The following is a 12981-nucleotide window of genomic DNA, read 5'->3' as shown; positions in this document are numbered from 1 at the left end:
TTTATGAAGCTACTAGGGGAAGTTCTATTGTAAAAGTGCTGCCTTTTGTTAAAACACTTGAAACATAAATCGTTCCACCATGAGCTTCTATCAATTCTTTGGAGATTGCTAGACCAAGTCCTGTACTCATCAAATCTTTTGTTCTTTCTGTATCTATACGATAAAATCTATCAAATACATAAGGAAGCTTATCTTCAGATATGCCAGGACCATTGTCGCTAATGTCAATTTTTATATATTCTCTTTCTTTACTTAATTCTACAGAGAGAGTTAAATTTTCTTTTTGACCATATTTAATTGCATTACCTATAATATTTCTTATAGCTTGATATATCCTTTTTCCATCTATATTAACTTCAGATTCTTTTTCAATTTTATCAATAAAATTAAAATTGATATTTTTTTCTCCTAAAACAAATCTAAACTCTTCCATCATATCTTCCATGAAAGGCTTTATTCTTACTTTTTCAAATTTAAAGTTAAGTTTTTGCATATCTAGCTTTGAAAATAAAAACAAATCATCGATTAGTCTGTTTATATAGTCAATATTACTATGAATTGTTCTAAGATAGCTTTTGGTTGTATTAGGAGAGTCAGCTATTCCATCTAGTATGGCTTCAACATATCCGTTTATCGAGGTAATTGGGGTCTTTAAATCATGAGATATGTTTGCTATTAGTGTCTTCCTATTTTCTTCATATTCTTTTTTTAGCTTTTCACCTTGTTGTAGTTTCTCAGCCATTTCATTAAATTCATCTATTAAAATACCAATTTCATTATAAACACTTTTTTCAATTCTTACTTCGTAGTTTCCCTTAGCAATTTCTTCTACCCCGGCTTTTAATTCTTCAATAGGTTTCATTATTTTTTTTTCTAATCTTGCATATATGTATAAATGTGCAATTTCTTTAACAGTAAATATTGTTGCGAAAAGTATAGTTATAAATTTGAGACCTACTACCTTAAAGATTAGGTAAATTATAAATATATTAATAACCAAAGCAGCAGGGCGCAACCATGTTAAATATTTATGGCACAGATAAAATTCATTTTTATGCTTTTGGTGTTTTTGATGAATATTATAGTAATGTTTATGTTTCATGCCATGTAATTCATGAGCTCTACGATGAAATTCATGCCACTCTTTGTGAGATTTGTTTTTATTGTTTCTCCAAACGCTCATAGTCATCACCTTTTAAATTTAATTATATTAATATTACCACAATACCTTTTTACTTAAAACAAATAACGGATGTAAATATTTTTAGTTTACATCCGTTATTTGTTTACCAAGCTAAGTTTACTAAAACATTAAGACTATTTTCACCCTTAGCATCAACCTCTATTTTTTCCACTTCATTATTTTTATTAATGTATATATTTAATATAGCTTCATCATGGTCAGAGCACAGGAATTCTTTTATGCACGCACAATGCTCATGTTGATCATTTATATGGTGCTTACATGAATTTTGATGTTCATTATTTAAATCCTTGTGCTGTTCTTTAATTTCCTTAATTACTTCCTTTAAGTCAAGAGATAATACTGTTTTTTCATCTTTTCCATCAGCTTTAAGATTATTTAGGATATTAAGTATAAAAGTGATTTTTGAAAGTTTTGCTTTTATACTGCCATGCTCACAGCAATGATTACCAATATCTTGGTGCTTCATATGCATATGCTGATGAAATTTATGATGTTTGCAGTCCTTAATGTTAAACTCTGTATTGCTTTGATGTTTTGCTTTTTTGCCTTCTAAATCAAATTCACTGCTTATTTCAGTCTTTGTTTCTCCAGTAGCAACATTAATGTTAAATTTGTTAGAGAATGATAACACCTTTGAATCACCTTTAGCTGCGTCTACACTAATTGTTCCATTAAATAGTTCTTTGTCCTTCATAGTTTTGAATACATCATATAAAAGTTTAATCTTGTTCATTAGAATGACCTCCTTATATTAATAAGAAACGTTTGATTACGTATCCTTATTTGTTATGAGTTCATTATAAAGACAGAGATTAAAAATCATTTAAAGTAATTTTAAAAATTCTATAAAGAATTGTAAAATAAATTTAAAATGTTTGATATTGATTTAATCAATATCAAACCAGCCTTTTCTTTTAAACCATGTAAACATGAAGAATCCAATAAGCAGCATAATCCCTAGCACTATAAAATAGCCATATTTGAGATCTAACTCAGGCATATATTTAAAGTTCATTCCGTAAACACCCACTATGAATGTAAGAGGAATGAATATTGTAGTAACTACAGTTAGAAGCATCATTATTTTATTCATCTTATGAGAATTCACCGAAAGATAGCTGTCTCTAAGCTCGGATGTTAGGGCTAAGCTTGATTCAATCATTTCTGTAAGTCTTAAAAGGTGATCATATACATCTGAAAAATATATATGTTTTTCTTTGATATCTTTTAAGTGATCAGAACTTAAAATTCTGTATGCTAAATCACGCATTTGAGTAATTATTCTTCTTAACCTTAGAAGATCTGAACGAACCTCAAAAGTTCTATCTAAAAGTTTTCTCAAGGATGCTCTTTTTACGTTATCATCAATCACATCTATTTGGTCTTCAAGTCTATACACAGCTGGGAAGTAGTGGTCAACTAGTTTATCAAGTATTTGATAAAAAACATATATGCTGCCGTCACCCCAGGAGTTCTCTGTAGTATTAATTTTTAATCGCACTTCTTCAATTTCCTCAAGATGAGTTTTATGATAGGATACTATAAAATTGTTTCCTACGAATAGATCTACTTCACTAGGAGTCAGTCCATCATTATTTAATGCATGAAGAACAAAAAAATTATAATTATCATAGAAATCAAGTTTTGGTCTTTGGAGAAAATGGAGACAATCTTCTATTGCTAAATGATGAAAGTGAAAATGAGTATCTAGTAAAACAGACTCACTTTCGTCAGAAGAATCGAAATCTACCCAGTACCACTTTATATTTGCTCCATCAAGTTCATTGAGAGGCAAATCTTTTTTTAATTGCATATCCTTCGTAATAGCTAATGTATGAATCATATATATCCTCCAAGTTGTTTTTAATTATTAAATAACATATAGATATTACTATTGCTAAATAATAATGTCAATCTTAGTTATAGTACAAGAGTTTGGTAATACTCTTTAGATATAGAGAAACTAATACTTGACAAATATTTTTGTTGAAACTATAATGGTTACAACAAGAAAGAAATTGAATTGAAAAATTTTTTATGAAAATAATATATAATAAACTTTCTTGGTAATATAAAGCTTTGGAGGTACAGAATATGACTATTGAACAAGTTAAAGAGATTTTAGCTGATGGAACAGCAGGATATTTTGCAACAACGAATGGAGAACAGCTTGAGGTTAGAGGATGGCAGTTTCAGTTTGCAAAAGGAAACAGATTTTATTTTGGTACAGCAAATACAAAAGATGTTTATAAGCAAATGCAAGCTAATCCGCAAGTAGCGTTTGCGTGTGCCAGCAATGAATATAACGTTAGAATCTCAGGTAAGGCAATTTTTGTGACTGATAATGAGCAAAAAGAAGAAGCTTTTGCTAAATTTTCACCTGTAGTTCAGGGTATGTATAAAAGTGCATCTAATCCGATTTTTGAAATTTTTTATATAGAAAGCGGAGAAATTAAGATTAGTAAGGGATTTGAACCTTTTGAAATAATAAAATTCTAATATTTTGCAGATTTTAATATAAAAGTTGTCAGTAACAGCAAATTATTATACAAATACAGAAGCATAATATAAAGTAAATATACTAGATATTCTTACTTTTATGTTATGCTTTTGTATTTATTTAATTTCACAGTTTTCCCATGATAAAATTTACGGAATTTCATTTATTCCATCTATTATATTTTGTATAGTTACCTTTTTTAGCTCATTTTCCATTGCATTTTGAGCATTTCTAAAGGAAGCACCTAATATAGATTCAATATTAGCACCAACCTTACATTTTATGTTACCTTTGTGGAAATTAAAAAGCCTGTTATCTTCAGTAACTTCAACTGCATTGTATACATCAAGTAGTGTTATTTCAGAAGGGGCTTTCTGAAGGAATGTTCCGCCGGTGCCTGCTTGAACATTGACAAGGTCTGATTTTTTTAAAAATCCTATAATTCTGCGAATTAAAACAGGGTTAGTATTTACACTTGAAGCAATAAATTCTGATGTACAATTTTTATCTGTAATTGCTGATAAAATTAAAATATGTACAGCAATTGAAAAACGACTGCTTAATTTTTTCATTTATTCTCACCTCTTAATGTAATCATAATAGTTATAACATGGGTTATTGTCAAGCTAAAATGTTAAAATACATAATAGAGGTTATGATAGTTACTAATAAGATTTTACCTTAAAGGTTTAATAAGCATAAAAAATGGTAAATATATAAATTAATTGGTTTATGATATAATTTTAATTATAAAAATCAATTTAGATGAAAATATTTTAAGGTGATGATAAAATGAATTTATTTAGCGTTATAAACATAGATATAGCTGGGTCAAGAAAATTAAAAAATAGGCAAGTTATACAAGAGGATTTAAAGTTTTACATACAAAAGTTAAATATTGAATTCAAAGACATATTGGCAGCCCCCATATCAATTACTTTAGGAGATGAGTGGCAAATTGTTTTAAAGAATCCCAATAAAAGTTATTATGTTATAAATATATTTCAAAGATTTTTAAAAAAGAAAAACATAAATATATATGCAGGAGTTGGTATAGGAGAGATTAGTACTAATATATATGAGGATACAGCATCAATGGATGGTGAATGCTTTATTAAAGCAAGAGAAGCATTAAATATAGTAAAAAATAAAAATAGATATTATAACAAAAAATTGAATAGCAAAAATAATAATATATATTTTAATGCTGAAGGAGTTTCTTTTATAAATGAGTTTATGAAGAAAGCCCTTATATTTAGTGAGATAGCACTTACTACTAGTGAAGAAAAAGGATACGATTTGTCTATAAATAAAATTATCAATACTCTAATTGAAAATAATGAGATTCTAAAACATAAAATAACGAATAAACAATTAGAAATAATAGAATTATATGAAGAATTAGGATCATATAATAATATAATTAAACAAGTACCAGGTATTTCTAAAGCAGATATTAGTCAAAAGCTAAATGCTTCTAATTATTTTGTAATTAATAATAATAATTTTATTATAGAATGTCTAATAGATTCCTATTGCAAAATAAGAAAGGATATATAAAATGAATTTAAGTATTCTTCTATTACTTATTATAAGTCATTTAATTTGCGATTTCATCTTTCAAAGTCAATATATCTTAAATATGAGATTTAGTAAAAGTTTTAAAGATAGTCTAATCGGAAATGCAATACATGGGCTTACTCATTTTTGTACAATGCTTCTTATTTTAATTATATATATTAGTATATATAAATCTTCAAAACTTAATTATATATATTATTTTGAAATTTTGTTTTGTATAGCCTTCTTACACTCTATAATTGATGAAATAAAGACTTTTATAGTTAAATTAAAACCTTCTTTTGAAAGTAGTATTTTTATATTCATAACAGATCAGTTAATACATATTTCAATAATAGTTATGCTTACGTCTGATTTAAATATCAGCAATATTTCAAATCTATTAATTAGTATTATTAACAATTATCCTTACAATATTAGAATGTTAGATAGATGGCTTATAGTAGGTATCATTTTTTTATCATGTACTTGGGGGACTGGGGTATTCATACGTAAGTATATCCAAGCTATAAATTTAAAACTATATAGAAAGCTTATAGATAAAAAACTTGTAATAGTTAAAAGTGTTAAAGAAACAGATATAGGAAGTCCAAATGGTGGATTTACGATAGGAATATTAGAGCGAATTTTTATACTTTTAGTAATGGCTATTGGACAACCCTCTATGGTAGGTTTTGTACTTACTGCAAAATCAATTGCAAGATTTAAAAAAATGGATGACAGCAACTTTGCTGAATATTTTATTATAGGTACTTTTATAAGTTTTATTTTAGCAATTTCAGGAGGTATAATAATAAAAACATTACAGGTTATTCCAGTTATCAAATAAAATAACTAAGGGTAAATTATTTCTTTTAGCATATTTTAAGGCCTCTCTTGCTCTGTAAAAAGAAGGTCCATCCAATTGATTTACAGTTAACTCAAAATTATGGATGCATATATCTCCAATACCTATTCCAGTATAAAATTGTATACCTGGGATAAAACTTTTGAAAAAATCTATCAGTTTCTTATAATCACAAGGATATTTTAAAAGTCCTTGCCATTCATCGCCAGTGGTTATTAAGAATGGAGATGCAATGATATTTTCAAATTCTATATTAGATTTTTTTAACATATCAATAATTTTATATTGTATTTCTTCTCTGTTTTTTAGTTTTCTAGAAGATTTAAGGTCACAAATCAAGGTACAATACAACATAAATACCTCCTATTAAAAAAGTAAAGGTTATATACTTAACTATGATGAAGTTAAGTTTTAAATCTTTACTTTTGCTTTGAGAAAATATTGAAATAAAGTTAATTCATTAATTATAATATGAGTATTTTATAGAGTTGTGATTAATATGAAAGCATAATTCGTTGAAATACAAAAATACTATCTTAGGACAAATGTCCTTTAACTGCTTTAACTTATAATGTAGTATCTATTACAGGAGGGATAAGATGAGGAAAAACATTTTAGATATAATTGAAAATTGTCCAAGTGAAATAAAGAAAAAGTTTATTGTTAAAAACTTTAAAAAGGGAGACAAAATGGTGAAACAAGGCTTTGAAGCTAGACATTTTCATATATTGCTAAAAGGAACTAATAAAATATATAGAACCTCTATATTAGGAACAAATTATTTACAACTTATTATTGGACCGGAAGAGATTTACGGAGAGCTCGAGCTATCAAACAATAAGCCATATATCTGTACAGTTGAGGCTCTATCAGATTGTGAAGTGTTAATGGTTCCTAGAAAAACATATATAAAATGGGTAGAAATAGATACAAGCTTTTCAATGTTTATTATAAATAAACTTAGTAGTAAACTTTATTCAAAAATAGAAAAGTCATCTAATGATGTATTTTATAATCTTGAGTATAAATTTGTACGGTTGGTTTTAAATCTATATAGTAAAAATAAATCTGATAGCATACTTATATCAAAAGAATTAATATCAGAAGATTTAGCTGCATCGATCAGAAGTATTAATAGGATAATTAATAAATTGAAGCGGGAAAATATTTTAGAATATCAAGATGGGAAAATTATAATTATTGATTTAGAAAAACTAAAAAATCAGGAGGTGAGGTTACTACAATGAATGTGATTTTAGCAATAACAGCAGGAATTTTTTTATCTATAATGATAACATTGAATGGATTATTAAGTAATTATTTGAATGTATTTGAAATTAGCTTTTTTGTTCATATTATTGGAGTAATTTTATTAGTTTTATATATAAAAATAGTTAAAAAACAGTCTATAGAATTTGGAAAAGAATCTTTTTTACTATATTCCGCTGGTATATTAGGGGTTATTTTAGTCTCAGCAAATAGCCTTAGTTTTAAACTAGTAGGAGCTACGTTAACGATAGCACTATCATTATTAGGACAAATAGTAATTTCAGCATTAGTAGATCACTTTGGATTCTTTGGAGTAAAAAAAGTTAAATTCAAAGTACAGAGATTGCCGGTTTTTATAATTATCTTTATAGGTTTATATTTAATAATAAAATAAATAGTAGATTACATGAACTTTTAATAAGAATAGAGGTGGATACATGGTAGTTGGATTAGTGCTAGCACTTGTAAGTGGATTTATAGCAGTAATTTCTAAGATGATTAACTTTAAGTTATCAGAAAGAATAGGATTACTTAATGGAACTTTAGTAAATTATGTTGTGGCATCAGTTATTTCAATACTAGTTGTCCTTATAATAAGGAGTAATAATATCTTTAGCTTAAGCATTATGAAGTCAGTTCCGACATGGGTATACTTAGGTGGAGTTTTTGGATTGGCAGCATTAGTGTTGACAATTATTTCGCTGCCAAAGATTCCAGTGACGTACTCAACAATTTTAATTTTAATCGGTCAATTAGCTACTGGATTTGTAGTAGATATAATAATTAGTGGAAAGTTTTCATGTGTTAAGTTTTTGGGTGTTGTTTTAGTAACTTTGGGTATTTGTATAGATAAACTATTTTTAAATTATTTAGAGAAAAAGAAGGTAAAAGTATCTTAGTTTAAATAGATTTCACCTCTTAAGTAGCCTCTCATTTGCTATTTTCAGAATAGAGTTCAGTTACGAGTATATTATATGTATAATGAAACATTTTAAGTAAATAATAGACTTTAGAAGTCTATATGATCGAAGAAATCATTACAGCAAATTATGAGGTGAAAGCATGCAGCCTATATTGCTAAAAAATTGTGTATTAATAAATTTTGATAACTACAGCAAATCGAAAAAAGATATCTTGTTGAGAAATGGGAAAATAGAACAGATAGCTGTTAATATAAATTTTGAATCAGATAAATTAAGAGTTATTGATGTTAAAGAACATTACGCACTACCTGGATTCATAGACTGTCATACGCATATGGGTATAATAGAGGAGGCTACTGGGAAGTTAGGTATAGATAACAATGAAACCTCAAACCCAGTAACTCCGCACCTAAGAGCAATAGACGGTATAAACCCTCTCGACATTTCATTTAAAGATGCAGTGAGAGCCGGTGTTACTTGTGTTATGAGTGGGCCAGGAAGTAACAATGCTGTTGGAGGTTTAAATACAGTATTAAAGACATATGGAAGAATAATTGATAAAATGATAGTTAAAAATCCATATGGACTTAAAATAGCCTTAGGAGAAGACCCTATGTCGTGTTATGGCAATAGTGGAAAGTGTCCTGTAACCAGAATGGGGGTAACCTCTTTAATACGAGAGTTGTTTATGAGAGCGCAGGATTACATGGTTGAAAAGGAACAGGGTAAGCTTAGAGAAAGAGACATTAGACTTGAGGCTGTTGTTCCATTGCTAAAGGGGGAATTGACTTTAAGAGCCCACGCTCACCGTGCTGATGATATAGTTTCAGTTATAAGAATAGCAGAGGAATTTAACATAAAAAAGCTTGTTATTGAACATGGCACTGAAGCTCATCTCATCAGTGATTATTTAATAGAGAAAAATATACCTATAGCCTTTGGACCGATATTAACACCGAGAATAAAGATGGAGCTTAGAAAACGAAACTACAGTTCTGCACTTCATTTAGTAGAGGCAGGTGTTAAAATAGCGCTTATAACAGATCATCCATATAATTCTATAGATCAGCTAAGATCAGTGGCTTTGCTTGCAGTTTCGGAAGGTTTAAAACCTCTAGATGCGTTAAAATCGATAACAATCAATGCAGCACAAATGCTTGAGTGTGATGATAGAATTGGAAAATTAGAAGTAGGATACGATGCAGATATAATTATATTAAATGGCGATCCACTGGATATGATAAATACAAAAGTTGTAATAACAATTATAAATGGGGAAGTTATTTATGAGAGAAAAAAGCTTCAATAAATATATTTCTACAATATCTATCACTTTAATGATTATTTAAGAATAGTTTTATATAAGACTGGAATGTTAGGTGAGAGAGCTATGAGACAAAACATAAAAAGCTTAGAATATTACTATTCTAAGCTTTTTTATTCTATAATTATTTAATAGCTGACTTAAGAATAAACTTGCTTGGCTATGATGATGGTTTAGCATAATTATGATAAAATAGTAAATAACATTAGTGAATATTTTACAACGTTCAGCGAAATGGGGGCGAGATTTATGAAAAATGTCTTTCAGAATTTAAAAAAAGATATGAAAAGTATTTTTAAAATTTATAAAAGAGATATAAGAAACATATATACAAACTATGTAGCGCTGATAATAATATTAGCCCTAACTATTTTGCCATCACTTTACGCATGGTTTAACATCAAAGCTTCATGGGATCCTTATGGAAATACTAAAAATCTTTCAGTAGCAGTAGTTAACTTAGATGAAGGCTCAGAATTTAGAAATGTTAAAATTAATGTAGGAAATGATATGATAAAAAAGTTAAAGGATAATCAAAGCATAGGCTGGAAATTTGTCAGTCAAAGCGAGGCTCAAAATGGAGTAAAGACAGGTAAATACTATGCTAGTATTACAATAACGAAGGATTTCTCGGAAAATCTTATTTCTATTGCAAAGAAAGATACACCAAAAAAAGCAGAGCTAATTTATGCTGTTAATGAAAAGATAAATGCCATAGCTCCTAAAATTACTCAAAAAGGAATAACTAGCCTTCAAGAGGAGATAACAAGATCATTTATTCAAACCTGTAGTGATACAGTTCTTTCTTATATTAATCAATTTGGGGTTGACTTAGAACACATTAAGCCACAGCTTCAGGGGATTATTGATATTATCCTTGACATAGATAATAAGATGCCTGAAGTTGGGAGAGATATAGACAATGCCTATGCAGGATCTTTAGTACTTCAGCAATATGTGCAAAATGTACAAAAAAATGTACCTGTTATATCTGACACACTGAACAAAACAACAGATATTGCTAAAACAAGTAATGAAGTAATAGGAAAAGCAACTAATTCATTGCAGACTATATCGCCAGTTATAAAAGCAGATTTAGCACTTATAAAAAGCTCAACGGATACAGCTAAGGCTCTTTTAAATGGCGCTAAGTCCTTTGAAGCATCTGACAGTGGTAAGATTAGAGAGGTTTTGGCTACAGTTAGCAGTAGGTATAGCGATGGAATAGAAAGACTTAGCCGTGGTATAAGTTTGCTTCAATCCATTAATAAAACTTTAAATAATAATGTTATAGCAAACTTTATTGGTCAGCTCCAGAGTACTAAAAATCAGATGACAAACCAAAAAGCCTACGTTGATTCTATGATTAGTAGTATAGATTATGGGAAACAAGTTTTACCTGAAAATATAGATGCTGCAATAGACGGAGCTAATAAAGTTTCAGATTTAACAGGTAATATGATTAACAATTTTGATTCAGTAACAGCTCCAGCAATTGAAAGTACAATGAAAAATTTTGCAGGAATCTCAAATAATACATTACAGCTTTTACAAAATGCTCAGCAGAACATTCCGTTAGTTGATAGTTTGCTCCAAGGAGTCAAAACTGGAACTGATATAGGAGTAAAAGGATTAAAGGAAGTTAAGGATAAATTTCCTACAGTTCAAAATGATATACATTCAAATGCTGATAAGTTAAGAAGTTTAAGTGGTGATAAAAAATTTGATGAGATTGTAAGGATATTAAAAAGGGATGCAAAAGCAGAAAGTGATTTTCTATCAGATCCAGTGGAGATAAAGCAGGATAGAATTTTTCCAATCCCAAACTATGGTTCAGCTATGGCTCCTTTTTATACTATACTTGCTCTTTGGGTAGGAGCTTTTATACTACTTTCATTGCTATCAGTAGAAGTTAAAAGCTTTGATGATGGATTGGAGATAAAGGCAGGAGATCAATTTTTTGGGAGATATCTTACTTTTGTAACTATTGGAATTATGCAGGCTTTTGTAGTAACAATGGGTAACTTATTTCTCTTAAAAACTTATGTTTCGGCTCCTTTTATATATGTGCTGTACGGAATATATGTAAGTATTATATTTAGTATGATTATATACACTTTAGTATCTGTTTTTGGAAATGTAGGAAAGGCCTTAGTGATGATAGGTTTGGTACTGCAGGTTTCAGCTTCAGGAGGAACATTTCCAATAGAATTGACACCATCCTTTTTCCGATATATAAATCCTCTATTACCTTTTACCTATGCTATAGGAGGAATGAGAGAGGCAGTTGGAGGTATTTTAAGAAATGTACTAATTCACAATATGACCATTTTATCCTTATATTTTATTGCATCGATATTGATTGGAATTTTCTTAAAAGAAAAGGTGAATAAGATAGGCAAAAAATTTGTTCATCAATTTAAGGAAAGTGGATTAGTTGAGTAAAACTATATGGTTTCAATTTTGTAACATTACAATAAATCAATCATATAATGAAATTGATTAGAATGAAATACATTAATTACCTCCAAGTTGTAGTACTGGCAGAGATGTCAGTACTTATGATTTTTTGAAAATAGTCAAAATAGATATAACTGCAGCCTAGACTGCAGTTATATTTTAAATTATAATTAAAGTTTTATATTCCATCTATCTCCCAGGGAAAAAAGGTCCTCCAGGGAAAAATGGTCTTTGATGGAAGAAGAATGGTCCGAAAGGGAAGAAAAATGGTCTTTGATGGAAGAAAAATGGTCTCTCATGGAAAAATGGTCTCTCATGGAAAAATGGGCGGCGAGGATCAGGATCATCATCTCCATCACTAGGCATCATTTGATTTGACATCATTTGATTTGACATCATTTGATTTGGCATCATTTGATTTGACATCATTTGATTTGACATCATTTGATTTGGCATCATTTGATTTGGCATCATCTGATTTAGCATCATTTGATTTGATATCATTTGAGGTCCATACATCATAGGACAACAGTACATCATAGGACAGCACATTCCAAAATGATGATGTCCATGATGATGCCCCTGATGATGCCAAATCAAATGATGCCCCTGGTGATGTTCCTGGTGATGCCCCTGGTGATGTCCTTTGTTCTTACAACGAGTATCATCTAAATTTGAATTTTCATTAAGATCCTGATCAAAGTTCTGGTCAATGTTCTGATTTTCGTTTCTATACATTAATAATCCTCCATAAAATTTTTACACACAATATATAATATGCAGGATTCAAAATAAGGTTACAACTAAAAAAAAATGCTGGGTTAGTACAAAGAGCACTGGTAGAAATACTGATACTTATTTAAATTTAAG

14 protein-coding genes are annotated in these 12981 nt (G+C 29.0%); 8 read left to right on the top strand and 6 right to left on the bottom strand.

All coding sequences use genetic code 11. From position 1 onward, the window contains the following. Position 1 precedes the first annotated feature (1 nt). From I6U51_RS07065 to corA, 3 genes are all read right to left on the bottom strand, one after another. Positions 2 to 1183, bottom strand: a complete 1182-nt coding sequence (locus tag I6U51_RS07065) for a sensor histidine kinase (protein ID WP_211141968.1) — start codon at positions 1181 to 1183, stop codon at positions 2 to 4. A 103-nt stretch (positions 1184 to 1286) separates the two neighbouring features. Next, positions 1287 to 1940 carry a hypothetical protein gene (locus tag I6U51_RS07060; RefSeq protein ID WP_211141967.1) on the bottom strand — a complete coding sequence of 218 codons (654 nt, stop codon included), beginning with the start codon at positions 1938 to 1940 and terminating at the stop codon, positions 1287 to 1289. 153 nt (positions 1941 to 2093) lie between these two features. After that, entirely contained in the window at positions 2094 to 3050 is a 957-nt protein-coding gene (corA, locus tag I6U51_RS07055; protein ID WP_211141966.1) for a magnesium/cobalt transporter CorA, read from the bottom strand. A gap of 251 nt (positions 3051 to 3301) precedes the next feature. On the opposite strand from corA, the gene I6U51_RS07050 reads away from it, so the two are divergent. After that, positions 3302 to 3706, top strand: coding sequence for a pyridoxamine 5'-phosphate oxidase family protein (locus I6U51_RS07050; protein ID WP_211141965.1), 405 nt, complete (start codon positions 3302 to 3304; stop codon positions 3704 to 3706). Between the two features lie 150 nt (positions 3707 to 3856). Here I6U51_RS07050 and I6U51_RS07045 read toward each other — a convergent pair whose 3' ends face one another. Beyond that, positions 3857 to 4279, bottom strand: coding sequence for an Rrf2 family transcriptional regulator (locus I6U51_RS07045; RefSeq protein WP_211141964.1), 423 nt, complete (start codon positions 4277 to 4279; stop codon positions 3857 to 3859). A gap of 220 nt (positions 4280 to 4499) precedes the next feature. Between I6U51_RS07045 and I6U51_RS07040 the strand changes: the two genes are divergently transcribed. Next, positions 4500 to 5267 (top strand): SatD family protein, encoded by a 768-nt coding sequence (locus tag I6U51_RS07040; RefSeq protein WP_211141963.1) that lies wholly within the window; start codon positions 4500 to 4502, stop codon positions 5265 to 5267. 1 nt (position 5268) lies between these two features. Further along, positions 5269 to 6117 carry a DUF3307 domain-containing protein gene (locus tag I6U51_RS07035; protein WP_211141962.1) on the top strand — a complete coding sequence of 283 codons (849 nt, stop codon included), beginning with the start codon at positions 5269 to 5271 and terminating at the stop codon, positions 6115 to 6117. Here the strand turns inward: I6U51_RS07035 and I6U51_RS07030 are convergent. Then, a complete protein-coding gene (locus I6U51_RS07030) occupies positions 6091 to 6489 on the bottom strand; it encodes a SatD family protein (RefSeq protein ID WP_211141961.1) in 399 nt (132 codons plus the stop codon). The two genes, I6U51_RS07035 and I6U51_RS07030, sit on opposite strands and share 27 nt — an antisense overlap. A gap of 245 nt (positions 6490 to 6734) precedes the next feature. On the opposite strand from I6U51_RS07030, the gene I6U51_RS07025 reads away from it, so the two are divergent. From I6U51_RS07025 to I6U51_RS07005, 5 genes are all read left to right on the top strand, one after another. Next, positions 6735 to 7382 (top strand): Crp/Fnr family transcriptional regulator, encoded by a 648-nt coding sequence (locus I6U51_RS07025; protein WP_211141960.1) that lies wholly within the window; start codon positions 6735 to 6737, stop codon positions 7380 to 7382. Further along, the gene (locus tag I6U51_RS07020; RefSeq protein WP_211141959.1) at positions 7379 to 7798 is read left to right on the top strand and encodes a DMT family transporter; all 420 of its coding nucleotides are present in this window, start codon (positions 7379 to 7381) and stop codon (positions 7796 to 7798) included. Before I6U51_RS07025 ends, I6U51_RS07020 begins: the two co-directional genes overlap by 4 nt. A 43-nt stretch (positions 7799 to 7841) precedes the next feature. After that, complete coding sequence (locus I6U51_RS07015) at positions 7842 to 8303, top strand: DMT family transporter (RefSeq protein WP_211141958.1); 462 nt, start codon at positions 7842 to 7844, stop codon at positions 8301 to 8303. Positions 8304 to 8466: 163 nt separating this feature from the next. Then, positions 8467 to 9636 carry an amidohydrolase gene (locus I6U51_RS07010; protein ID WP_211141957.1) on the top strand — a complete coding sequence of 390 codons (1170 nt, stop codon included), beginning with the start codon at positions 8467 to 8469 and terminating at the stop codon, positions 9634 to 9636. A 264-nt stretch (positions 9637 to 9900) separates the two neighbouring features. Continuing rightward, positions 9901 to 12096: a YhgE/Pip domain-containing protein gene (locus I6U51_RS07005; RefSeq protein WP_246517138.1), complete on the top strand. Its 2196-nt coding sequence runs from the start codon at positions 9901 to 9903 to the stop codon at positions 12094 to 12096. 204 nt (positions 12097 to 12300) lie between these two features. On the opposite strand, the gene I6U51_RS07000 is transcribed toward I6U51_RS07005, so the two are convergent. Then, positions 12301 to 12849 (bottom strand): hypothetical protein, encoded by a 549-nt coding sequence (locus I6U51_RS07000; protein WP_211141956.1) that lies wholly within the window; start codon positions 12847 to 12849, stop codon positions 12301 to 12303. Positions 12850 to 12981: the final 132 nt, after the last annotated feature.

Origin of the sequence: Clostridium aciditolerans (assembly GCF_016316925.1) — a bacterium.
Classification (GTDB): Bacteria; Bacillota; Clostridia; order Clostridiales; family Clostridiaceae; genus Clostridium_AM; species Clostridium_AM aciditolerans.
This window is presented reverse-complemented; position numbering and strand designations above follow the sequence as displayed.